The organism is Delftia sp. PE138 (genome assembly GCF_018320755.1).
In the GTDB taxonomy this organism is placed as follows: Bacteria; Pseudomonadota; Gammaproteobacteria; order Burkholderiales; family Burkholderiaceae_C; genus Comamonas; species Comamonas tsuruhatensis.
The window spans coordinates 895,697-917,733 of sequence record NZ_JABEPN010000001.1; the positions used below are offsets into that span (position 1 = coordinate 895,697).

Genomic DNA, 22,037 nt, shown 5'->3' on the forward strand with positions numbered 1-22,037 from the left:
GGCTCAAATAGGGTGATCTGAAAAGTCAATCTGAATCGATGCAGGACGATTCCTGTTTTTCAGAATTCAGGTGCGGGCCGCCGACAGGAGCCTGGGCGCGGGGCTCGATGGGCAGGAGTGCGGGCATGCCGCTGCGGCGTCGGCATGCCGGTGAAAAGCTTGAAATGACGGCCGGCCTGAGGATGGCCGGCCGCGTCTTTTACTGCCGTGCAGAGCGCACGTTGGCCGGCAGCGCGCCAGGATGGCTGGTGCGGAATGGGTTGATGTCCAGGCCGCCACGGCGCGTGTAGCGTGCGTACACCGAGAGCTTGATGGGGCGGCAGCGGGTCCAGATGTCCATGAAGATGCGTTCCACGCATTGCTCATGGAATTCGTTGTGGTTGCGGAAGCTCACCAGGTATTGCAGCAGGCCTTCCTGGTCGATCTGCGCGCCGCTGTAGCGGATCTGCACGCTGCCCCAGTCGGGTTGGCCTGTGACCAGGCAGTTGCTCTTGAGCAGGTGGCTGACGAGGGTCTCGGTGACGGGCGCTTCCTCGTGGTTGGCGTGCAGCAGCTCTGGGGCGGGCTGGTACTGCGTGCATTCCACGTCCAGGCGGTCCAGCAGCAGGCCGTCCAGTTCCTGAACCATTTCCTGGTCGAAGCGGTCCAGGCCGATGATCTTCACGCCGATGCTGCCCTTTTGCTCGCTGCCTCGCCATAGTGCTTCGGCCAGGTCGGTGCGAAGGCGTGCCTGGACTTCGGCCGCGTCGGACAGGCGGGTGTTGTTGAAGCTGTTGAGGTAGAGCTTGAACGACTTGCTTTCGATGAGATTGGGGGTCTCGCAGGGGATCGTGAAATGCACGAGCGCCACCTGCGGCTTGCCGCGCAGGTTGAGCCAGGACAGTTCGAACGCCGTCCACAGGTCGGCGCCGAAGAAGGGCATCTGGCTGCCCTGAATGCCGATTTCCTCGCGCTTGGGCGCGCGGGGCAGGGGGAACAGCAGCGAGGGGGCGTACTGGTCGACGTAGGCAGAGCTTTTGCCCAGCTGGGATTGTTCGGGAGTGTTCATGGAAAAAGGGCCGGCCGTGCCGGCGCTGGTCAGGCCTGGACGGTCCGCGCGGAGCGCGTGGACCCAGGCTTTGAAGCTAACTGAATTTCCATGCCCGCAGGCATGGGCGGCCATATAAGGTCAATAAGGGTTGGTGCGCCCGGGTTCGATGGTGCTCAGTGGAATTCGCGTTCGCGCAGCCATTTGGTGGCGATCCATTTTTCGCCGGCCAGCACGGGCGCGCCGCCGTGCAGGGTGCGCGTGGAGGGGTCGGGGCGTTCGTAGCTGAAGAAGACGGCGTTGCCCCGGCGCGGCACCACTTGCAGCGGCACTTCTGGGAAGATGGTTGCGCCGCCTCGCTCGGGCTCGTTCAGGTAGATGACCAGCGTGCCCACGCGCTGGCCGCCGCGCTTGAGGATGGTGGGCGTGCCGGGTTCGCCGGGCGCGAAGTAGTCGTGGTGGGGCTTGTACTCGGCGCCCGGGCCGTAGTGCAGCACCTGCAGGCCTTCGCCGTGGTCCAGCGGCCAGCGCAGCAGGCGGGCGATGCGTTCTTCCAGCTGGCGGACGATGCCGGTTTCCCCGCGCTGGAAGAACATGCCGTTGCTGGTGCGGTCGTCATTGATCTCTTCACCGCCGCTTTGCGTGGCCACGGTGAGCGAGCGCGCCATGCGCGGACGCGCGGCGGCGATGATGGCGTCGCACTCCTCATGCGAGAGCAGGTTGCCGAAGACCACGATGCGCGGGTTGCGCATGCTGACCAGTACCTGGACCTTGCGGTCGCCGACATCGATGCTGGTGGGGTCCTGGGAGAGGTCCGGCTCGGGCAGCGAGGAGGCCGAGACGACGACGGCCGGTGGCGCCGCTTCGCCTTGGTGGGGCAGGTCCAACGCCCGCCGGGCCAGTTCTTCGCTCCAGCCCACGTCGCGCATGGAGCGCAGCAGGGCCGCAGGCCCTATGCCCGATGCGCGCTGTTCACGCACCCATTGCATGAGTTCAGGCGTGAGACCCGCCAGCAGGTCCTGCGCGGTGCTCGGGGAATCTGGTGAGGATTTGAGGCTCATGGCGTGCAGTGCGGCCCTTGCCGCAGTGAATGGACTCCAAAGGCATCGAGGCCGGGGCCGGCCGGTGGCCGGCGAGGCTCAGTCAGCGGTCTTGCGGCGGAACACCAGGCGCGCAGGCGTCGAGGAAGCTGGCGCCAGTGCGTAGCCTTCCAGATCGAAGGCTTCGAGTTCAGCCGCGCTGCGAGCGCGTTGCTGTATGGCAAATCGTGCCATCAGCCCGCGCGCGCGTTTGGCATGGAAGCTGATGATCTTGTAGGCGCCGTTCTTGTAATCCTCGAACGCGCATTCCACCACCGGGGGCTTGAGGTGCTTCAAGTCTACCGATTTGAAGTATTCCTGCGAAGCCAGGTTGACGACGACGCGCTCGCCCGCCGGCTGCCGGGCCGCGCGCTGGTTCAGGTACTCGGCAATGCGGCTGCCCCAGAACTGGTAGAGGTTGCTGCCATGCGCGGTCTCCAGCCGGGTGCCCATTTCCAGGCGGTAGGGCTGCATGCGGTCCAGCGGACGCAGCACGCCGTACAGGCCGCTGAGGATGGCGATGTGCTGCTGCGCCCAGTCCAGGTCTTCGGCGTCCAGGCTGCGCGCCTGCAGGCCTTCATAGACATCACCGTTGAAGGCCAGCAGCGCCTGGCGGGCATTGGTGGCCGTGAAGCGAGGGCTGAAGGCCTCGTAGCGCGCCACGTTGAGCGCAGCCAGCTTGTCGCTGATGCCCATGAGTTCCGACAGTTGCTGCGGCGATTGGCGGCGCAGCACTTCGATCAGCTCCAGCGGCTGTTCGGAGAAGACGGGAAGCGTGTGTGGCAGCTTCGGCGGCAGCGGTGTGTCGTAGTCCAGCGATTTGGCGGGGGAGAGCAGCAACAGCATGGCGGGACGCAAGCTCCAGGATAGAGAGGGAGGAAAGACAGATGGACGGGGGTGGCGGCAGAAACAAACAGGGGCCGCGAGGGCCCCTGTGTCGTCACTGTCTGTGGTCAGACATGGGCCACGCCCTGCGGTTGCTGCTCGAATGGCAGCTGCAGGTCGCTCAGGTCCTTGCGTGTTTCCACGAGGATCAGAGGACCGTCATCCAGCACGACCATGGGCGGGCGCTCGCGCACGACGCGCTCGGGCTGCGGTTCGGCCGCGATGGCTGCCTGCGCAGCGGCCACCTTGTCGGCATCGGAGCCCACCCATTGCAGGCCCGAGGCGGCGGCCAGCGCCTGCAGCTCGGACACGGGCAACTGGTAGGCCTGGACCTTGGGCAGGCCGCGTTCTGCGGTTGCCTCAGCGGCCTTGGCTGCAGCGGGCTCGGCTGCGGCAGAAGCAGCAGAAGCGGCAGGTGCAGCAGGTGCAGCAGGTGCTGGCACGTCTGCCGTCACGGCAGGGGCCGCCACGGGGGCCGGTGCGACCGGCGCGAAGGCCGCGCTCTGCTGCTCGGGCACCGCGACGGGTTGCTGCACTTCCACAACTGCCGCAGGCTGTGCGGCCACTGGGGCTTCGGCCACGGCTTCGGGGGCCTGGACTTCGGCAGCAGAGTTGGCGGCGTTGAAGTAGCTGCGACGGGCTGGCTGCTGATCCTGCTCGGGCACGGAGGCCTCGAAGGACTGCACGGCTTCGCCTTCGGCTTCACGCGGCGCGCGCTCTGCACGGTCACCGCGATCGCCACGCTCGCGGCGGTCACGGCCGTAGCGGTCGCGCGAACGACGCTGGCGCGGCTGCTCTTCGCCGGAGGCGGGAGCAGCGTTGTCCAGGGACTGGTCCTGCTGCTGGGCCTGGTTGTCCAGCTTTTCTTCGGACTCGGGCGCGACTTCGAACTGACGGGGCTGGCGCTCGCTGCGTTCACCGCGTTCGGCGCGATCTCCACGCTCGCCTCGTTCACCGCGCTCGCGGCGGCCTTCGCCGCGTTCCTGGCGGTCGCCACGCGGCGCGCGCTCGGGACGCTGCTCGAGGGTGCTGCCATCTGCCGCCAGGGCTGCGGAGGCGTTCACGGCCTCCAGCGGCTGGCGGTTTTCGCCGTCGCGGCTGCGCTCGCCACGGCCGCGGCGTTCGCCGCGGTCGGTGCGTTCACCGCGCTCGCCACGATCCGGGCGCTCACCACGTTCACCGCGTTCCGTGCGCTCGCCACGCTCGGCATTGCGGCGGTTGCGATCGCCACCGCCAGCCTGGCGCTCGGCGTTGGGGGCGCCGGCGCGCTCACCGCTGCGCTCGGTGCGCTCACCACCACGCTCGCCATTGCGTTCGTTGCGGCGGCCACGGCTGTCGTTGCGGCCGTCACGGCGACCTTCGCGTGCGGGGGCTTCGGCAGCCGGCACGGGCGCTGCGACCGGCGCAGGTGCCGCGCCAAAGCCGAACAGGCTCTTGAGCCAGGCAAAGAAGCCTTGTTCGCGGACCACGACGGGGGCGGCGGCCGGTGCGGGCGCTGCCGCCGTGGCTGCAGGCTTGGCGTCGCGCTGCTGGCCGTTGGCCGGGCGGTTGCGGCTGCCTTCGGGACGGGGCTCGGCAATGGGAGCCGGCATGTCCGGCAGCACACCCTTGATCATGGGTGTCTGCTTGTTGGTGGGCTCCTGCGAGCGGCGTGTCACCGTGGTTTCGGTGTCCAGCTCTTCGGCCAGCTTGTAGCTGGCTTCCATGCTTTCCAGGCGCGCATCGTCGTGCTTGAGGCGCTCGAGCTTGTAGTGCGGCGTGTCCATGGACTTGTTGGGGACCATGATCACGTTGACGCGCTGCTTGAGTTCGATCTTGGTGATCTCGCCGCGCTTTTCGTTGAGCAGGAAGCTGGCCACTTCCACGGGCACCTGGCAGTGCACGGCGGCCGTGTTGTCCTTCATGGACTCTTCCTGGATGATGCGCAGGATCTGCAGCGCAGAGCTTTCCGTATCGCGGATATGGCCGGAGCCGCCGCAGCGCGGGCAGTTGATGTGCGCGCCTTCGGACAGGGCGGGCTTGAGGCGCTGGCGGCTCATTTCCATGAGGCCAAACTTGCTGATGGTGCCGAACTGCACGCGCGCACGGTCCTGGCGCAGCGCGTCGCGCAGGCGATTCTCGACTTCGCGGCGGTTCTTGCTCTCCTCCATGTCGATGAAGTCGATGACGATCAGGCCGCCCAGGTCGCGCAGGCGCATCTGGCGCGCGACTTCGTCGGCGGCTTCCAGATTGGTGCGGGTGGCGGTTTCCTCGATGTCGCCGCCCTTGATGGCGCGGGCCGAGTTCACGTCGATGGAGACCAGAGCCTCGGTGTGATCGATGACGATGGCGCCGCCCGAGGGCAGGGTCACGGTGCGCGCGTAGGCCGATTCGATCTGGTGCTCGATCTGGAAACGGCTGAACAGGGGGGCATCGTCACGGTAGCGTTTGACGCGGGCGGCATGCTCGGGCATGACGTGCTGCATGAACTGCTGCGCCTGCTCGTAGATGTCGTCGGTGTCGATGAGGATGTCGCCGATGTCGCCGTTGAAGTAGTCGCGGATGGCGCGGATCACCAGGCTCGATTCCTGGTAGATCAGGAAGGCGCCCTTGGCCGACTTGGCTGCGCCGTCGATGGCGTTCCACAGCTTGAGCAGGTAGTTCAGGTCCCACTGCAGCTCGGGCGCGGTGCGGCCGATGCCGGCGGTGCGCGCAATGATGGACATGCCCTTGGGGTACTCGAGCTGGTCCATCGCCTCCTTGAGTTCGGCACGGTCCTCGCCCTCGATGCGGCGCGAGACGCCACCGCCGCGCGGGTTGTTGGGCATCAGCACCACATAGCGGCCGGCCAGCGAGATGAAGGTGGTCAGGGCCGCGCCCTTGTTGCCGCGCTCTTCCTTCTCGACCTGGACGATCAGTTCCTGGCCTTCACGGATGACTTCGTTGATGCGGGCCTGGCTGGGCGAGACGCCTTCGGCGAAATACTGCTTGGAGATTTCCTTGAAGGGCAGAAAGCCGTGGCGGTCTTCGCCGTAGTCGACGAAGCAGGCCTCAAGGCTGGGCTCCACGCGCGTGACCACGGCCTTGTAGATGTTGCCCTTGCGCTGCTCGCGTCCTTCGATCTCGATCTCGTAGTCGAGGAGCTTTTGTCCATCGACGATGGCAAGGCGCCGCTCTTCCGACTGCGTGGCGTTGATGAGCATCCGTTTCATGATGCGTTTCCTTTATTCGTTTTCTCTGGGGCGCGCCGGGGTGCAGCCTCTGCTGCCAGACCGTCACGCCTTTGACTTGTAATCAAAGACAGGCTCGCGAGGGAGCCGAGATGCCGGACTGACGCATTGAAACGAAAGGAATCGCCGAATGCCTTGCTTCTTGAGACCTGGCTCAAGTCAGCAATGGGGGCAAGGGCAGGGGGACGAGAGCGATGAGAGAGGCACGCCGTCCAGCTTCAAGCGAAGCTGCTGCACGTGCAGGGCAGGCGGGAGGCTTGGGGGCGGCAATGATCCTGGGCGCAGGCGTTTTCCTGCTCCACAGCGTGACCATCCATGCCCAAAAGATCCACATGCTCGCTTTTGATCCGCTGGCAGCGGCGGACGCCGGGTCCGACCCCTTCTGCCAGCTTGAGATTCCGTATCAGTGTTTCAATTCGTCAGCCACAACCGATGCAACGACGAACTTCGCAGGCCATCTTTTCCTGCTGTTTCGCGTGCATGACACCGGATGGCATCGACCTGCCTGTGCGGGGAAATGGTTGTTTGGACTAAACTCCATGAGAATCAACCACTTATAAATAGTTCGGCACAGGTGAAACACATTATAGAGGGCAAACCGGCAGACGACCGTTCCCTGAACGCAGCCACTGCCGCAGTGCGGCTGATCGAAGTCGATGACGATTCGGCCGGACAGCGGTTGGACAACTTTCTCATACGCCATCTCAAGGGCGTTCCCAAAACCCATGTCTATCGCATCATCCGCAGTGGAGAAGTGCGCATCAACAAGGGGCGCGTCAGTGCGGAAACCCGCGTCTCGACCGGCGATGTCGTTCGCGTGCCGCCCGTGCGCATTTCCGAAAAAGTCGCCGAAAAGGCCGAGCGGCCTGCGCCCGCCAGGGATTTCCCCAGTCTGCTGGAAGACGAGCATCTGATTGCCATCGACAAGCCTGCCGGTGTGGCCGTGCACGGTGGCTCGGGCGTGAGTTTTGGCGTCATCGAGCAATTGCGCCAGGCGCGGCCGCAAAGCCGCTTTCTGGAGTTGGTGCATCGGCTCGACCGCGAGACATCCGGCATCTTGCTGGTGGCCAAGAAGCGCTCGGCGCTGACGCATCTGCAGGACCAGTTCCGCGAGCGCGAAACCGGCAAGACCTATCTGGCGCTGGTCCAGGGCACCTGGCCTGCCAACCGCAAGGTGATTGATCTGCCGCTGCACAAATACCTGCAGGCCGACGGCGAGCGCCGCGTGCGGGTGACCACGGCCGATGATCCTGACGGCATGCGCTCCGTCACGCTGGTGCGCGTTCGCAGCACGCTGGCGCCCCAGCCCCTGCTGGGTCTGCCGGCCATGAGCCTGCTGGAGGTGACCATCAAGACCGGGCGCACGCACCAGATCCGCGTGCACCTGTCCAGCCAGGGGCACCCGATTGCGGGGGATGACAAGTACGGGGACTTCGACCTGAACCGCCGGTTGCAGAAACAGGGGCTCAAACGCATGTTCCTGCACGCATGGCGGCTACAGTTCACACACCCGTCCAGTGGTGAGCGGGTGGAATTGCGCGCCGAGCTTCCCGAGGAGCTGGCCCGTTTCGCCGGCTGACGCCGGATTTGACTCCTTGCAGACATGACAACTCCTGGTTCTTCCGAGATCTACCGTGCGCGCCGCTTCGACCTCATCGCCTTCGACTGGGATGGGACGCTGTCGGATTCCACCGCGGTGATCGTCAAGTGCATTCAGGCGGCCGTGGCCGATGTGGGAGGCACGCCCCCCAGCAATGAGGCGGCCTCCTATGTGATCGGCATGGCGCTGATGCCGGCATTGGCGCGTGCGGCGCCCGATGTGTCGCCCGAGAAATACCCCGAGCTGGGCAACCGCTATCGCCACCATTTCATCAAGCACCAGGACGACATCAGCCTGTTCGCCGGCGTGCTGCCCATGCTGGCGGCGCTGCGCGAGCGCGGCCACCTGCTGGCCGTGGCCACGGGCAAAAGCCGGCGCGGTCTGAACGATGCGCTGCAGGACCCGCAACTGCGCGGCATGTTCGACAGCTCGCGCACGGCGGACGAAACCGCCGGCAAGCCCAACCCGCTGATGCTGCAGGAGCTGATGGCCGAATTCGGCGTGGAGCCTGGCCGCGTGCTGATGATCGGCGACACCACGCACGATCTGGAACTGGCCCGCAATGCTGGCTGTGCCAGCGTGGGCGTGGGCTATGGCGCGCATCCCACCGACGGCTTTGGCGTGCTGCAGCCGTTGCATGTGGCGCAGAGTGTTGCGGATTTGCATCAGTGGCTGCTGGCCCATGGTTGAGTCGTCATGCCCGCGTCAGCGCGGGAATCCATGCTTGTGAGGTGCGCTGGTGACCGTTGATCGCATCGTTTTGTGTGCCAGCGAGGCCTTGCAGGAAGGTGCGAATGCCGTGCCTTTCGACGTGGTCTACGCGGGGCATGCCTGCCGCGCATTCGCCATCCGCTTCGAGGGACAGGCGCATGCCTATCTGAACCGCTGCACGCACGTGGCCATGGAGATGGACTACCAGCCAGACCGCTTTTTCGATGATTCCGGGCGTTGGTTGCTGTGCGCAACCCATGGTGCGGTCTATGCGCCGGACAGCGGCGCCTGCGCTGGCGGCCCCTGCCGTGGCGGCCTGGTGAAAATCTCCCTGAGCGAAAGCGCGGGGGTGGTGCACTGGCATACTGCCGATAACCTGAAACCCGTCGAGTTCTGACATGACTTCCCCCATACCCCCGGAAAATCCTGGCTCCGCATCGCACCCTTCCCCGGGTGCGGACCTGTGGGCCCGGGCCACGCCCGCCGCGGCGGCTGCCGATGCGCGAACGGCGGCATCGAGCGGCTGGGAGCGGGACGTGCTGGAAAAGCTGGTCTTCGCCACCATCCACGAGCAGCGCGCCTCGCGCCGCTGGCGACTCTTCGGCCGCCTGCTGTGGACGGCACTCATCCTGGTGGTCCTGTGGGTGCTGTTTGCCAAGGACACGGCGACCACGACCAGCTCCTCTCCGCATACCGCAGTGGTCGAGGTCAAGGGCGAGATCGCTGCAGGCGCCGACGCCAGCGCGGAATTCGTGGTGGCCGCCATGCGCAGCGCCTTCGAGGACTCGGGCTCGCGTGCCGTCGTGCTGCTGATCAACTCGCCAGGCGGCAGCCCGGTGCAGGCCGGCATCATCAATGACGAAATCGTGCGGCTCAAGGGCAAGTACGACAAGCCCCTGTATGCCGTGGTGGAGGAAACCTGCGCTTCGGCTGCTTATTACATTGCTGCGGCGGCCGACGAGATCTTTGTCGACAAGGCCAGCATCGTGGGCAGCATCGGCGTGCTCATGGATGGCTTCGGCTTCACGGGCGCCATGGAAAAGCTGGGCGTGGAGCGCCGCCTGCTGACGGCTGGCGAGAACAAGGGCTTCCTGGACCCGTTCAGTCCCATGTCCGAAGCACAGCGCGCCCATGCCCATCAGATGCTGGGCCAGATCCACTCGCAGTTCATCAATGTGGTCAAGGCCGGCCGTGGCGATCGCCTGCACGAGACGCCCGAGACGTTCAGCGGCCTGTTCTGGACGGGTCAGCAGGCCGTGGAGATGGGCCTGGCCGACAAGCTGGGCAGTCTTGACTACGTGGCCCGTGAAGTGGTCAAGGCGGAAGAGGTGGTGGATTACACGCGCCGCGACAACGTGGCCGAGCGCCTGGCCAAGCGTTTTGGCGCGGCCTTCGGTGGAGGTGCCGTTCAGGCGCTGCGCTCCAGCCTTCCGTCTCTGCGCTGATTTCTCTGGCGTTTGCCAAGATGCAAAAAGCCCGCCTTCTTGTGGAAGGCGGGCTTTTTTTGCTCATCGAGGAAGACAGTCTCAGCGACCGATGGAAAACACCACCGGCGTGCGGTTGTCTGGCACTTCCTTGTGCTGGCGCCATTCGCGCACCAGACGGCTTTCGATGCGGGCGCTCTCCAGTGTCAGGCCGCAGGCCAGCGCCAGGCGTGTATGGGGTTGGAGCGTCTGCAGCAAGGCCTGCCACAGCGCGGCGTTGCGGTAGGGCGTCTCTATGAACTGCTGGGTCTGGCCTTGGCGCAATGCCAGGGCTTCAAGCTCCTTGATGCGCTGAACCCGCCCGCCAGCGTCCTGCGGCAGGTACCCCACAAAAGCATAGTTCTGTCCGTTGAGTCCGCTGGCGGCCAGAGCCAGCAGCAACGACACCGGACCGATCAGGGGCACGACCCGTATGCCCAGATCATGCGCGGCGCGCACGATGGAGCTGCCGGGGTCGGCCACGGCAGGCATTCCGGCCTCGCTGACCAGTCCCATGTCGTGGCCCAGCAGCAAGGGGGCGAGCAGTGGCTTGGCATCGAAGACCGCTGCGCCCTTGTCGCCGTGGTCGCCCTTCTTGTGGGCCTCGCGCGGCAGTTCTGTGATCTGCTGGGCTTGCAAGGGCTGGGCCAGGGCGTGCAGTGCGTCAATGCGCTTCAGGTAGGCGCGCGTGCTTTTGGCGTTTTCGCAGATCCAGTGGGTCAGGCGTGCAGCGGTGCGCAGTGTTCCATCGGGCAGGACCTGCGTCAGCGGCATTTGCTCGTCGCAGCCGAAGTCCAGCGGCGCGGGCACCAGATAGAGCGTTCCTTTGGTGGGTTGGGTTGCAGCATCGTTCATGGCAGCACGGCTCCTGCGGCGCGCAGCAGCTGGCAGGTGCGGATCAGCGGCAGGCCGATCAGCGCCGTGGGGTCGTCGCTGACGATGGCATCCAGCAGCGCGATGCCCAGTCCTTCGCTCTTGGCGCTGCCTGCGCAGTCATAGGGCTGTTCGGCGCGCAGGTAGCGTTCGATCTCCGCGTCGTTGAGATCACGAAACCGGACCTGGACGGTGACCACATCGGTCTCGGCAAAGCCGCTTTCCCGGCAGACCACGCTCACGGCGGTGTGGAAATTCATCTGGCGCCCGCTCATCTGGCGCAGTTGTTCGGTGGCGCGCTCGTGGGTGCCGGGCTTGGACAGCGGCATGCCATCCAACTCGGGTACCTGGTCGGAGCCGATGACGACGGCGCCCGGGTGCAGCGCCGCCACGGCCTGTGCCTTGGCCAGGGCCAGTCGCAACGAAAGTGCATGCGGTGTTTCGCCGGTCAGCGGTGTCTCATCGACTTCCGGGGACACGGCCTGGAATGGTAGTTGCAGCCGCTCCAGAAGTTCGCGGCGGTAGCGTGAGGTGGAACCAAGGATCAGGGGGCGTGCCAGGCCGGGAGCCTGGGCTAAGGCGAGGTGGGAAGCTTGCATGCCCGGATTCTCTTACACTGCCCGCATGAGCAAGGAATTTTCTGCGGTCCGTCTCGATGTTCGCGCTTTTGCGCAATCGGCGGGCCATCTCCAGGGTCAGTCGGCGCTTTCGGCCTTTCCTCGTCTGGCCGAGGATGCGCAGCCGGATGCCGCTGATGGGCACGGCGAGGTGCACTGGCAGGCTGACGGCGAACTGGTCGAGCAAACCGGCGGTTCGGGCCAGGTCTGGCTGCATCTGCAGGCCGATGCTGTCGTTCCGATGGTGTGCCAACGCTGCCTCACTGTGGCGCCCATCTCCCTCCAGGTCGATAGGTCTTTCCGCTTTGTTGCGGACGAGACCACGGCCGAGTCCGAGGATGACGAGAGCGACGAGGACCTGCTGGTGCTCAGCCGCGAATTCAACCTGCTTGAACTCATAGAGGATGAGCTGCTCATGGAGTTGCCCGTGGTGCCACGCCACGACAGCTGCCCCGAGCCGGTGAGCATGCAGTCCAGCGACGCAGACTTCGAGCAGGCCAGCGAGGACAAGCCCAATCCATTTGCCGTGCTGCGCGGGCTGGATGTGGGCAAGTCAGCCGACTGATTGCGATGTCCGGAAAAAAGGCCGAGGCCGGGAAAAGCGATTGCGCTATAATCAAGGGCTTCGCGCGAAACCCCCTCGTGTCTTTAATGGGCTGATCGCGTTTTTTACCAACCCTTTTCAGATACACAGGAGCCATCATGGCTGTTCAGCAGAACAAGAAGTCCCCCTCCAAGCGCGGTATGCACCGTTCGCACAACGCACTGAATGTGCCTGGCATTGCCGTGGAACCCACCACCGGTGAAACCCATCTGCGTCACCACATCAGCCCCAACGGCGTGTACCGCGGCCGTCAAGTGCTGAAGAACAAGTCCGAAGCCTGATCTTCGACCGTTCCCGCAGGGCCCGCGGCTACAGTTTTCGTAGCGCGGGCTTTTGTTTTTTCTGATGGTTGCTCCTATCTTTCCAGGCCTTGCAACAGGCTTGCCAGTCGCACATGATCACTTTGGCCGTTGACTGCATGGGGGGTGATCACGGCCCCCGCGTCACGCTTGCGGCGTGCCGCCAGTTCCTCGATTCCCACCCCGATGCCCGGCTGCTGCTGGTTGGTCAGCCCGAGGCGCTGGCTGGCTTTGCGCATGAGCGCGCCAGTGTGGTGCCGGCCTCGGAAGTGGTCGGCATGGATGATCCGATCGAGATGGCGCTGCGCAGGAAGAAGGATTCCTCCATGCGCATCGCCATCCAGCAAGTCAAGGATGGCGCGGCTGCCGCTGCTGTGTCGGCTGGAAACACGGGTGCGCTGATGGCCATCTCGCGCTACCTGCTCAAGACACTCGATGGCATTGATCGCCCTGCCATCGCGCCCCAGTTGCCCAATGCCAAGGGCGAGGCCACCACGGTGCTGGACCTGGGTGCCAATGTGGACTGCTCGGCCGAGCATCTGCTGCAGTTCGCCGTCATGGGCTCGGCCCTGGTGTCTGCCCTGAACAACGAAGAGGCACCCTCGGTGGGTTTGCTCAACATTGGCGAAGAGCAGATCAAGGGCAGCGAGGTCATCAAGCGCGCTGGCGAACTGCTGCGCGCGGCCGGCAAGGCCGGTCATCTGAATTTCTACGGCAACGTCGAAGGCAACGACATCTTCAAGGGCACGACCCAGGTCGTGGTCTGTGATGGCTTTGTGGGCAACGTGGCTCTCAAGTCTTCCGAGGGCGTGGCGTCCATGATCTCCAATGCCCTCAAGCAGGAGTTCAAGCGCAACATCTTCACCAAAATGGCAGCCATCGTTGCCTATCCGGTGCTAACTGCTTTGATGAGGCGCGTGGATCATCGCCGCTACAACGGCGCGGCGCTGCTGGGCCTTCGCGGGTTGGTCTTCAAAAGCCATGGATCGGCCGATGCCTTGGCTTTCGAGCACGCGCTGAAGCGCGCGTATGATGCGGCCCGCAACAACCTGCTCGACCGTGTCCGTACCCGTATCTCCGCAGCCCTGCCTCTGTTGCTGGCTGCGCAGTCGGAATCGGGACCGTCGGCGCCCTAATACAGATGAGACGCTACGCACGCATCACCGGCACGGGCAGTTACCTGCCACCCCGCCGACTCACCAATCACGATCTGGCAGCCGAACTGGCCCAGCGCGGCATCGAGACCTCGGACGAGTGGATCGTCGAGCGCACCGGCATCCATGCCCGACACTTTGCCGCGCCAGAAGTGGCCAGCAGCGATCTGGCCTTGGAGGCATCGAAGAAGGCGCTGGAAGCCGCCGGCTGCCAGCCGCAGGATATCGATCTGATCATCGTCGCCACATCGACGCCGGACATGGTCTTCCCGTCCACGGCATGCATCCTGCAAAACAAGCTCGGCGCCAATGGCTGTGCGGCCTTTGATGTGCAAGCCGTATGCAGCGGCTTTGTCTACGCCCTCACCGTGGCCGACGCCATGATCCAGTCCGGCGCTGCGAGCCGCGCGCTGGTGGTGGGCTCCGAAGTATTCAGCCGCATCCTGGACTTCAACGACCGGACGACCTGCGTGCTGTTCGGTGACGGTGCCGGAGCCGTGGTGCTGGAGGCGTCCGAGCAGCCAGGCATCCTGGCTTCCGACCTGCATGCCGACGGCAAGCATGTCGGCATCCTGTGCGTGCCAGGCAATGTCTCCGGTGGCCAGATCCTCGGTGATCCGCTGCTGAAGATGGATGGGCAGGCCGTGTTCAAGCTGGCGGTCGGCGTGCTGGAGAAGGCTGCTCGCGCCACGCTGGACAAGGCAGGGCTCACCGATGCCGACATCGACTGGCTGATCCCCCACCAGGCCAATATCCGCATCATGCAAAGCACGGCGCGCAAGCTCAAGCTGTCCATGGACAAGGTGGTGGTGACGGTGGACCAGCATGGCAACACGTCGGCTGCCTCGATCCCCCTGGCGCTGGACCACGGCGTGCGCAGTGGCCAGGTCAAGCCCGGTCAGACCGTGCTGCTGGAAGGTGTTGGCGGCGGCTTCACCTGGGGCGCGGTACTTCTCAAGATGTGATGCGGGATGCCTGCCTGAGGGCAGGCGCCCATGGCGCGGCCTTTTTTTTTGAAAATCATGAAGAAGTTTGCATTCGTCTTTCCTGGTCAGGGTTCGCAATCGGTGGGCATGCTCGACGGATGGGGTGACCATCCCGTCGTGGCCCAGACCTTGGTCGAAGCCTCCGATGCCCTCGGCGAAAACATCGGCCAGCTGATCCAGCAGGGGCCGAAGGAAGCTCTGGCGCTCACCACCAATACCCAGCCCGTGATGCTGGTGGCCGGTGTGGCTGCTTGGCGCGTCTGGCTGGCCGAAGGCGGCGCGCTGCCCGACGTTGTGGCGGGCCACTCGCTGGGTGAGTACTCGGCCCTGGTCGCGTCAGGTGTGCTGACCCTGGCCCAGGCTGCGCCGCTGGTGCGGCTGCGCGCGGCTGCCATGCAGGAGGCCGTTCCCGTGGGAACCGGTGCCATGGCTGCCATCCTGGGGCTGGATGCCGACAAGGTGCGCGCAGGCTGCGCAGAAGTCACGGCGGCATTGGGTGGTGCGGAAGTCGTAGAGGCCGTGAATTTCAACGACCCCTCGCAGACCGTGATTGCCGGCAGCAAGGCGGCTGTCGAGAAGGCCTGCGAGGCCCTCAAGGCCGCAGGCGCCAAGCGCGCGCTGCCGCTGCCGGTGTCGGCGCCTTTCCATTCCAGCCTGATGAAGCCTGCGGCCGAAAAGCTCAAGGCGGCGCTGGCTGCCACCGTGCTGGCTGCACCGCGCATCCCAGTGCTCAACAACATCGACGTGACTGTGCAGCAGGACGCCGACGCCATTCGCGATGCGCTGTATCGCCAGGCCTTCGGCCCGGTGCGCTGGGTGGAATGCGTTCAGGCCATGAAGGCTCGCGGCGTCGTCCACCTCGTCGAGTGCGGTCCCGGCAAGGTGCTGATGGGCCTGACCAAGCGGATTGACGCGGACCTGACGGCCGCTGCCCTCTATGACCCGGCCACGCTGGCCGACGTGAAAGAATCCCTCGCATGACTGACAACCAGAACAAGCCCCAGGTTGCCCTGGTGACGGGTGCCTCGCGCGGCATCGGTGCCGCCATTGCCCAGGAGCTGGCAGCACGCGGCTACCGCGTGATCGGCACGGCCACCACCGATGGTGGTGCCGAGAAGATCAGCCAGGCCCTGTTGGCCCATGAAGGCTGCCGTGGCGTGAACCTCAATGTCACGGACGTGACCGCCGTCGATGCCCTGATCGACAGCATCGTCAAGAATGACGGTGGCCTGCATGTGCTGGTCAACAATGCCGGCATCACACGCGACACCCTGGCCATGCGCATGAAGGACGATGACTGGGATGCGGTGATCGACACCAATCTCAAGGCGGTTTTCCGAGTCAGCCGTACGGCCATTCGGCCCATGATGAAGCAGCGCTTCGGACGCATCATCAACATCACCAGCGTCGTTGGTGCCTCCGGAAACCCCGGTCAAGCCAACTATGCAGCTGCCAAGGCCGGCGTTGCCGGCATGACGCGTGCGCTGGCCCGTGAGCTGGGCAGCCGCGGCATCACGGTCAATTGCGTGGCTCCGGGCTTCATCGCCACCGACATGACGGCGGAGCTGCCTGAAGAGCAGAAAAATGCCCTGAAATCGCAGATCGCCATGGGTGATCTGGGCCAGCCCAGCGACATCGCCCATGCCGTGGCCTATCTCGCATCGGCGGGCGCAGGCTACGTCACCGGCCAGGAATTGCACGTCAACGGCGGCATGTACATGTAAGCGCTGCGGCGGCTGCGGGCAGATCCCTGCCAGAAGCCGCCGTTGCTTGCAACCGAAGAGGCCGTTTCCTCGCGACGGCCGGCTGAAGAGGGCGTAAGGTCCGAAACGGCTAGAATCGCGGGTTCATTCACAACCCCCAGAGGGAAACCATGAGCGATATCGAAGCACGTGTCAAAAAAATCATTGCCGAACAACTCGGCGTTGAAGAGTCTCAAGTCACCAACGAAAAGGCCTTCGTGGCTGATCTGGGTGCTGACTCCCTGGACACGGTGGAGCTGGTGATGGCCCTGGAAGATGAATTCGGCATCGAGATCCCCGACGAAGACGCGGAAAAGATCACGACGGTGCAAAACGCCATCGACTACGCCAACACCCACCAGAAGGCCTGACAGGGCCCTGACCCGAGCGATCAGCAGAAGGTTTTACGCATGAGCCGTCGTCGCGTTGTCGTGACCGGCCTGGGTTGCATCTCCCCCGTGGGTAACACGGTGGGCGACGCCTGGGCCAATCTTTTGGCCGGCCAGTCCGGCATTGACCTCATCACCAAGTTCGATGCCTCGAACTTTGCCTGCAAGATTGCGGGCGAGGTCAAGGGATTCGATGTGGAGTCGTACATGAGCGCCAAGGATGCGCGCTCCATGGACACCTTCATCCATTACGGCATCGCTGCTGCGGCGCAAGCCGTGCAGGACTCAGGTCTGCCCACGGGCGAGGCCTTGTCGGATGATCTGGCTACGCGCATCGGCTGTGTGATCGGTTCGGGCATCGGCGGCTTGCCGCTGATCGAGAACACCCACGCAGAACTGGCTGCGCGCGGACCGCGCCGCATCACGCCGTTCTTCGTGCCTGCCTCCATCATCAACATGGTGGCTGGCCATGTGTCCATGCGGTTTGGCTTCAAGGGGCCGAATCTCGCCGTGGTGACTGCCTGCACGACCGGGCTGCACTGCATAGGCGAAGCAGGACGCATGATCGAATACGGCGATGCCGATGTGGTGGTGGCTGGTGGCACGGAAGCCACGGTCTCCCCGCTGGGCGTCGGCGGCTTTGCCGCCATGCGCGCACTGTCCACGCGCAATGATGATCCCAAGGCCGCCTCGCGTCCCTGGGACAAGGACCGCGACGGCTTTGTGCTGGGTGAAGGTGCAGGCGTGCTGGTGCTGGAAGAGTACGAGCATGCCAAGGCCCGCGGTGCCAAGATCTATGCTGAACTGTGCGGCTACGGCATGAGTGCCGATGCCGGCCACATGACGGCGCCCAACATGGACGGCCCGCGCCGCGCCATGCTGTCAGCTTTGCGCAACGCCGGCATCAACGCCGACCAGATCGATTATCTGAATGCGCACGGCACATCCACGCCGCTGGGCGACCTCAACGAGACCAATGCCATCAAGGCGGCTCTGGGCGATCACGCCAAGAAAATCGTTGTCAGCTCGACCAAGTCCATGACCGGTCACCTGCTGGGTGGCGCTGGCGGCATCGAGAGCGTCTTCACCGTGCTGGCACTGCACGAGCAGAAGATTCCCCCGACCATCAATCTGGACAACCAGGATCCCGAGTGCGATCTCGACTACTGCGCCAACACGGCACGGGATGCGAAGATCGAAGTGGCAGTGAAAAACAACTTCGGGTTCGGCGGCACCAACGGAACGCTGGTGTTCAAGCGAATCTGAGGCCTGCACACCTCACCATGAAAAGCCCGCCCCGCAAGGGAGCGGGCTTTTTTATTTCTCCCATGGGTCAGGGCGCGTCCGGCTGGGGTGGGATGCATGTCAGACATGCTGCGGTTTTGCGACACTGCAGGCATGACCTCACGCCATGCCCCGCCCGCAGTCCGCCATCCGCTGAATCCACCGCGTGGGTCGGTCGCATGCCTGTGCGCGCTTTGGCTGCTGGCGGCCATGCTTTTGCTGGCGTGGGCGCTTGATCTACAGTCCGGATGGGGGCCTGCCGTCGTGGCTGTCACGGGTTCTCTGGTTGCAGCTGCAGGCATGTGGCATGGATGGCGCGCCCTGGGCAGAGGCTTTGTTGCATGGGATGGCGCGCAGTGGTGGCTTGGTGAGGCAGCCGCTGCCTACGATGCGCAGCCGGTGCTGCTGCAGGTGCGCGCTGACGGTGGTCAATGGCTATGGGCGCAGGCCAGACCCGTTTCGACGGGGTCTTTGCGCTGGCGAAGCTCCCGCTGGCTGCTGCTGTCTTACAGGCAGAGTCCTGAAACCTGGGGTGATTTGCGGCGTGCTGTATATTTCCCGCCCAGACCTACAGAACGCGCGCAGTGACTGCGCCAGGGCCGCCACGGCCCGTCTTCACCGATTTCATGACGCCTCCCGAATTCCCGCCTTCTTCTGCCGACAGCGACCTGGCTCTGGTCGAGCGCACCAACGCAGGAGACATGCGGGCCTTCGAGCTGCTGGTCATCAAGTACCAGCGCCGCATCGAGCGCCTCATTGGCCGCATGGTGCGCGACGTGGACCTGGTGCCTGACATTGCGCAGGAAACCTTCATCCGGGCCTATCGGGCGCTGCACCAGTTCCGGGGTGATGCCCAGTTCTACACCTGGCTGTATCGCATCGCCGTGAATACCGCCAAGAAGGCGCTGCTGGACATGAAGCGCTCGCCGCTGATCACCGAAAGCGCGTTACACAACGGGGATGACGATGATGAAACTTCCCGGCTCAGCCAGGAACTAACCACCGAAGAAACACCCGAAACGATCCTGGCGGCCCAGGAAATTGCCCAGGCAGTCAACGCCGCCATGGAGGCCTTGCCCGAAGATCTCCGTCAAGCCGTCACGTTGCGGGAAATCGAAGGCCTGAGCTACGAGGAAATCTCGAACGCCATGGGTTGTCCCATAGGCACCGTGCGTTCACGTATCTTCCGTGCACGCGAAGCGATTTCAGCGAGAGTCAAGCCTTTGCTGGAGCGCCAGTCTGGCAAGCGGTGGTAGCAACGGGTGATGGCCATCGGGTGGCGCATTTTTTGGGTACAGGGTCTCAGAGCAGACAGGCAGGTGATTGATCATGAATGACGATCTGACGAAGCGCGAACAATTGTCGGCATTGGCTGATGGCGAACTCTCTGCCGCGGAGCTGCAGGCCGCGCTGGCCTATGCGCAAAGCGATGCAGGCCAGCAGGAATGGCGCATGTACCACCTGGTGGGCGATGTGCTGCGCTCCCCTGAGCTGGCGCACCACAGCCGGCACGATCTGCTTTCCGGAATCCGCTCCCAGTTGGCCAATGAGCCGCGCCGCCCCCTGGTTCCCGTCGCCGTAGACGAGCTGGAGCAGGTCGCGCGCCCGGCGCACGGCAGGGCCGTCGTCAATGGCGCGCCGCTGCACGACGCAGCCAATGCGTCGGTATTCCGCTGGAAGATGGCTGCGGGTTTTGCTTCCGTGGCGGCCGTGGCTGCCATTGGCTGGAGCGTGATGCTCGGCGCGCCTGCAGGCCCCGGCGCGGCGCCGGGCCGGGCATTGGCCGCCCTTGAAACGGGGGCGCCTGCAGCGGCTGCTGTCGCTGGAAATGCCCAGGACTTCCCTCTCGGAGATACGGCCCAATCCTCTTCGGTGGTGGCTGTGGCAGGCCCTTACGGCCAAAGCGTCATGCTGCGTGATCCGCGCCTGGATGCGCTGCTGGCCTCCCATCCGCAATACAGTGGTCCGGCCACGTTGCAGATGCCGGCCAGCTTCCTGCGCAATGCCAACTTCGCCTCGGCACCGCGCGCGAACCAGCGCTGAATCCCGCAGGAGAGCATGACTCTCCTGCCTTCTTTTGCACCCGCGTCCAGCCGTTCGGCATTGAAATGGACGCGGGTGCAGTCATTTGTGGCCCATGCACGGCGGTTCGCGCCGCATGCATGCTGCCGATTCGGGAACTAACAGCGTCTTTCAGGCTTCTGAGCCATCGTCTGGCCGGTGCATGCCGGGACTGCGCCAGAATGTGGCGTTCGTCCGAGATGCAAGTCGGCACCGCGTATCTGAACAGGCCGCCCGGGCGCAATGGGCACGGGGGCAACACAATGATTGAGAAGGAAAGGATCACCATGACCACAGTTCGATGGAAGACGCTGCAGTCCTGCACACTGGCAGGCGTTCTGGCGCTGGCTGCTGGCAGCGCCTCAATGCTGGTGCCGGTGAGTGCCGCTCATGCGCAAAGCGGTGCCGTGGTGCGGGGTCTGCCGGACTTCACCGACCTGGTCGAGCAGGTAGGGCCTTCCGTGGTCAACATCCGCACGTTGGAGAAGGCGTCGGCCAACTCTGCCGAGGCGCTGGGCATGGATGAGGACATGCTCGAGTTCTTCCGCCGCTTCGGCCTGCCCGTGCCCAATGTGCCGCGCCAACGCCCCCAGCCGCGTTCACAGCCTGACGAGGAACAGCCGCGTGGCGTGGGGTCGGGCTTCATCCTGACGGCGGACGGCTTTGTGATGACCAATGCCCACGTGGTCGAAGGTGCTGACGAGGTCATCGTCACGCTGACCGACAAGCGTGAGTTCAAGGCCAAGATCGTGGGCAGCGACAAGCGCACCGACGTGGCTGTGGTCAAGATCGATGCCACCGGACTGCCCGCCGTGAAGATCGGCGACGTGAACCGTCTCAAGGTCGGTGAGTGGGTGATGGCCATCGGATCGCCCTTCGGCCTCGACAACTCGGTCACCGCAGGCATCGTCAGCGCCAAGCAGCGCGACACGGGAGACTATCTGCCCTTCATCCAGACCGATGTGGCCATCAATCCCGGCAACTCGGGCGGCCCGTTGCTGAACATGCGCGGCGAGGTCGTGGGCATCAACAGCCAGATCTATTCGCGTTCCGGCGGTTTCATGGGGATCAGCTTCGCGATTCCGATCGACGAGGCCGTGCGCGTCAGCGACCAGCTGCGCGCCACCGGCAAGGTCACGCGAGGGCGCATCGGCGTGCAAATCGGGCAGGTCACCAAGGACATTGCTGAATCCATCGGCCTGGGCAAGGCTCAGGGTGCGCTGGTCTCTGCCGTGGAACCCGATTCCCCAGCCGCCAAGGCCGGCGTCGAGGCGGGTGACGTGATCATCAAGTTCGATGGGAAGGCCATTGAGAAGGTCGCCGACCTGCCGCGTCTGGTGGGCAATACCAAGCCCGGAACGCGCAGCACCATCACCGTATTCCGCCGTGGAGCCGCCAAGGATCTGACCATGGTGATCGCCGAAGTCGAGCCCGATGGCGCTCCCCAGGCAAAGGCTGCAGGCAAGGGCAGCACCCTGGTCTCCCAGTCGCTGGGCCTGACGCTGGCCGAACTCACGGATGCCCAGAAAAGGGAATTGGGCATCAAGGGCGGTGTCCGCGTGACGGCCGCTGTCGAGGCAGCAGCACGCGCAGGCCTGCGCGAAGGTGATGTGATCCTGCAACTGGCCAATGTCGAGATCACGGGGCTCAAGAGCTTCGAGGCCACGCTGGCCAAGGTGGACAAGAGCAAGCCGGTGAACCTTCTGGTGCGCCGCGGCGAATGGGCTCAGTACGTGCTTATCCGTCCTGCCCGCTGAGGGGCTGGGGCAGGCCGGTTTTTCGGGGTCCTGGGGAATACCCTCGGAATCCGGACCAAGGCCTGCCCATGCCCCTTGGGGCATTGGGTAAAATGCCCCACCAAAGCGTGACGGCTCAAGGCGTCAGAAACCTGTTTTCAAAGAGGATTGTTGCGGTGCAAAAGCACCGCACTATCCGGTGATCGACGGGCTAGAAATGGCTTGTTGGGTCTGTTGATAAACTGTTGATAAATAATTGTGACAGATCAAGCCCGGAGCTTTGCAGGCCTTGTCAGGGCTTGGTTTCCAGCCCTTTTT

At 64.5% G+C, this 22,037-nt stretch carries 21 protein-coding genes; 15 read left to right on the plus strand and 6 right to left on the minus strand.

Annotated features, from left to right (window positions below; genetic code table 11):
• Positions 1-199: 199 nt before the first annotated feature.
• From queF to HFGMBDPB_RS04035, 4 genes are all read right to left on the minus strand, one after another.
• A complete protein-coding gene (gene queF, locus HFGMBDPB_RS04020; protein WP_203400496.1) occupies positions 200-1,048 on the minus strand; it encodes an NADPH-dependent 7-cyano-7-deazaguanine reductase QueF in 849 nt (282 codons plus the stop codon).
• A 155-nt stretch (positions 1,049-1,203) separates the two neighbouring features.
• A complete protein-coding gene (locus tag HFGMBDPB_RS04025) occupies positions 1,204-2,088 on the minus strand; it encodes a 2OG-Fe(II) oxygenase (RefSeq protein WP_212644966.1) in 885 nt (294 codons plus the stop codon).
• Positions 2,089-2,166: 78 nt separating this feature from the next.
• Positions 2,167-2,952: a peroxide stress protein YaaA gene (yaaA, locus tag HFGMBDPB_RS04030; RefSeq protein WP_016447806.1), complete on the minus strand. Its 786-nt coding sequence runs from the start codon at positions 2,950-2,952 to the stop codon at positions 2,167-2,169.
• Positions 2,953-3,059: 107 nt separating this feature from the next.
• Positions 3,060-6,182 (minus strand): Rne/Rng family ribonuclease, encoded by a 3,123-nt coding sequence (locus tag HFGMBDPB_RS04035; RefSeq protein ID WP_154833685.1) that lies wholly within the window; start codon positions 6,180-6,182, stop codon positions 3,060-3,062.
• Between the two features lie 535 nt (positions 6,183-6,717).
• Between HFGMBDPB_RS04035 and HFGMBDPB_RS04040 the strand changes: the two genes are divergently transcribed.
• Genes HFGMBDPB_RS04040 through HFGMBDPB_RS04055 form a run of 4 tightly spaced genes read left to right on the plus strand, consistent with a single transcriptional unit; the run spans position 6,718 to position 9,956 of the window.
• Positions 6,718-7,779 carry an RluA family pseudouridine synthase gene (locus HFGMBDPB_RS04040; RefSeq protein ID WP_016447804.1) on the plus strand — a complete coding sequence of 354 codons (1,062 nt, stop codon included), beginning with the start codon at positions 6,718-6,720 and terminating at the stop codon, positions 7,777-7,779.
• Between the two features lie 24 nt (positions 7,780-7,803).
• Positions 7,804-8,490: an HAD family hydrolase gene (locus HFGMBDPB_RS04045; protein ID WP_016451169.1), complete on the plus strand. Its 687-nt coding sequence runs from the start codon at positions 7,804-7,806 to the stop codon at positions 8,488-8,490.
• Between the two features lie 49 nt (positions 8,491-8,539).
• Entirely contained in the window at positions 8,540-8,908 is a 369-nt protein-coding gene (locus HFGMBDPB_RS04050; RefSeq protein ID WP_016451170.1) for a Rieske (2Fe-2S) protein, read from the plus strand.
• Between the two features lies 1 nt (position 8,909).
• Positions 8,910-9,956, plus strand: coding sequence for a S49 family peptidase (locus tag HFGMBDPB_RS04055; RefSeq protein ID WP_061287416.1), 1,047 nt, complete (start codon positions 8,910-8,912; stop codon positions 9,954-9,956).
• An 81-nt stretch (positions 9,957-10,037) separates the two neighbouring features.
• Here HFGMBDPB_RS04055 and HFGMBDPB_RS04060 read toward each other — a convergent pair whose 3' ends face one another.
• Entirely contained in the window at positions 10,038-10,829 is a 792-nt protein-coding gene (locus tag HFGMBDPB_RS04060) for an SAM-dependent methyltransferase (RefSeq protein WP_047326615.1), read from the minus strand.
• Positions 10,826-11,446 carry a Maf family nucleotide pyrophosphatase gene (locus HFGMBDPB_RS04065; RefSeq protein WP_026062372.1) on the minus strand — a complete coding sequence of 207 codons (621 nt, stop codon included), beginning with the start codon at positions 11,444-11,446 and terminating at the stop codon, positions 10,826-10,828. The genes HFGMBDPB_RS04060 and HFGMBDPB_RS04065 overlap by 4 nt, the downstream gene beginning before the upstream one ends.
• Before the next feature lie 25 nt (positions 11,447-11,471).
• Between HFGMBDPB_RS04065 and HFGMBDPB_RS04070 the strand changes: the two genes are divergently transcribed.
• From HFGMBDPB_RS04070 to HFGMBDPB_RS04120, 11 genes are all read left to right on the plus strand, one after another.
• Positions 11,472-12,029, plus strand: a complete 558-nt coding sequence (locus HFGMBDPB_RS04070; protein WP_016447798.1) for a YceD family protein — start codon at positions 11,472-11,474, stop codon at positions 12,027-12,029.
• Positions 12,030-12,166: 137 nt separating this feature from the next.
• On the plus strand, positions 12,167-12,349 hold the full coding sequence (rpmF, locus tag HFGMBDPB_RS04075) for a 50S ribosomal protein L32 (protein ID WP_012207072.1): 183 nt from the start codon (positions 12,167-12,169) through the stop codon (positions 12,347-12,349).
• 113 nt (positions 12,350-12,462) lie between these two features.
• Entirely contained in the window at positions 12,463-13,503 is a 1,041-nt protein-coding gene (gene plsX, locus HFGMBDPB_RS04080) for a phosphate acyltransferase PlsX (RefSeq protein WP_016447797.1), read from the plus strand.
• A gap of 5 nt (positions 13,504-13,508) precedes the next feature.
• On the plus strand, positions 13,509-14,486 hold the full coding sequence (locus HFGMBDPB_RS04085; protein WP_016447796.1) for a beta-ketoacyl-ACP synthase III: 978 nt from the start codon (positions 13,509-13,511) through the stop codon (positions 14,484-14,486).
• Between the two features lie 57 nt (positions 14,487-14,543).
• The gene (gene fabD / locus HFGMBDPB_RS04090) at positions 14,544-15,488 is read left to right on the plus strand and encodes an ACP S-malonyltransferase (protein WP_212644967.1); all 945 of its coding nucleotides are present in this window, start codon (positions 14,544-14,546) and stop codon (positions 15,486-15,488) included.
• Entirely contained in the window at positions 15,485-16,231 is a 747-nt protein-coding gene (gene fabG / locus HFGMBDPB_RS04095) for a 3-oxoacyl-ACP reductase FabG (RefSeq protein WP_212644968.1), read from the plus strand. The genes fabD and fabG overlap by 4 nt, the downstream gene beginning before the upstream one ends.
• 149 nt (positions 16,232-16,380) lie before the next feature.
• Entirely contained in the window at positions 16,381-16,620 is a 240-nt protein-coding gene (gene acpP / locus HFGMBDPB_RS04100; protein WP_003058049.1) for an acyl carrier protein, read from the plus strand.
• A gap of 39 nt (positions 16,621-16,659) precedes the next feature.
• Positions 16,660-17,904 carry a beta-ketoacyl-ACP synthase II gene (gene fabF / locus HFGMBDPB_RS04105; protein WP_016447793.1) on the plus strand — a complete coding sequence of 415 codons (1,245 nt, stop codon included), beginning with the start codon at positions 16,660-16,662 and terminating at the stop codon, positions 17,902-17,904.
• A gap of 644 nt (positions 17,905-18,548) precedes the next feature.
• Positions 18,549-19,178, plus strand: a complete 630-nt coding sequence (rpoE, locus tag HFGMBDPB_RS04110; RefSeq protein WP_016447792.1) for an RNA polymerase sigma factor RpoE — start codon at positions 18,549-18,551, stop codon at positions 19,176-19,178.
• Between the two features lie 73 nt (positions 19,179-19,251).
• The gene (locus HFGMBDPB_RS04115; protein ID WP_043791440.1) at positions 19,252-19,965 is read left to right on the plus strand and encodes a sigma-E factor negative regulatory protein; all 714 of its coding nucleotides are present in this window, start codon (positions 19,252-19,254) and stop codon (positions 19,963-19,965) included.
• Between the two features lie 305 nt (positions 19,966-20,270).
• Complete coding sequence (locus HFGMBDPB_RS04120; RefSeq protein ID WP_026062374.1) at positions 20,271-21,740, plus strand: DegQ family serine endoprotease; 1,470 nt, start codon at positions 20,271-20,273, stop codon at positions 21,738-21,740.
• The last annotated feature ends 297 nt before the right edge of the window (positions 21,741-22,037 follow it).

Coding starts and splice junctions, on each gene's coding strand:
- queF (WP_203400496.1), bottom strand. CDS start 1,048: ATGAACACTCCCGAACAATCCCAGCTGGGCAAAAGCTCTGCCTACGTC.
- HFGMBDPB_RS04025 (WP_212644966.1), bottom strand. CDS start 2,088: ATGAGCCTCAAATCCTCACCAGATTCCCCGAGCACCGCGCAGGACCTG.
- yaaA (WP_016447806.1), bottom strand. CDS start 2,952: ATGCTGTTGCTGCTCTCCCCCGCCAAATCGCTGGACTACGACACACCG.
- HFGMBDPB_RS04035 (WP_154833685.1), bottom strand. CDS start 6,182: ATGAAACGGATGCTCATCAACGCCACGCAGTCGGAAGAGCGGCGCCTT.
- HFGMBDPB_RS04040 (WP_016447804.1), top strand. CDS start 6,718: ATGGTTGTTTGGACTAAACTCCATGAGAATCAACCACTTATAAATAGT.
- HFGMBDPB_RS04045 (WP_016451169.1), top strand. CDS start 7,804: ATGACAACTCCTGGTTCTTCCGAGATCTACCGTGCGCGCCGCTTCGAC.
- HFGMBDPB_RS04055 (WP_061287416.1), top strand. CDS start 8,910: ATGACTTCCCCCATACCCCCGGAAAATCCTGGCTCCGCATCGCACCCT.
- HFGMBDPB_RS04060 (WP_047326615.1), bottom strand. CDS start 10,829: ATGAACGATGCTGCAACCCAACCCACCAAAGGAACGCTCTATCTGGTG.
- HFGMBDPB_RS04065 (WP_026062372.1), bottom strand. CDS start 11,446: ATGCAAGCTTCCCACCTCGCCTTAGCCCAGGCTCCCGGCCTGGCACGC.
- HFGMBDPB_RS04070 (WP_016447798.1), top strand. CDS start 11,472: ATGAGCAAGGAATTTTCTGCGGTCCGTCTCGATGTTCGCGCTTTTGCG.
- rpmF (WP_012207072.1), top strand. CDS start 12,167: ATGGCTGTTCAGCAGAACAAGAAGTCCCCCTCCAAGCGCGGTATGCAC.
- plsX (WP_016447797.1), top strand. CDS start 12,463: ATGATCACTTTGGCCGTTGACTGCATGGGGGGTGATCACGGCCCCCGC.
- HFGMBDPB_RS04085 (WP_016447796.1), top strand. CDS start 13,509: ATGAGACGCTACGCACGCATCACCGGCACGGGCAGTTACCTGCCACCC.
- fabD (WP_212644967.1), top strand. CDS start 14,544: ATGAAGAAGTTTGCATTCGTCTTTCCTGGTCAGGGTTCGCAATCGGTG.
- fabG (WP_212644968.1), top strand. CDS start 15,485: ATGACTGACAACCAGAACAAGCCCCAGGTTGCCCTGGTGACGGGTGCC.
- acpP (WP_003058049.1), top strand. CDS start 16,381: ATGAGCGATATCGAAGCACGTGTCAAAAAAATCATTGCCGAACAACTC.
- fabF (WP_016447793.1), top strand. CDS start 16,660: ATGAGCCGTCGTCGCGTTGTCGTGACCGGCCTGGGTTGCATCTCCCCC.
- rpoE (WP_016447792.1), top strand. CDS start 18,549: ATGACGCCTCCCGAATTCCCGCCTTCTTCTGCCGACAGCGACCTGGCT.
- HFGMBDPB_RS04115 (WP_043791440.1), top strand. CDS start 19,252: ATGAATGACGATCTGACGAAGCGCGAACAATTGTCGGCATTGGCTGAT.
- HFGMBDPB_RS04120 (WP_026062374.1), top strand. CDS start 20,271: ATGACCACAGTTCGATGGAAGACGCTGCAGTCCTGCACACTGGCAGGC.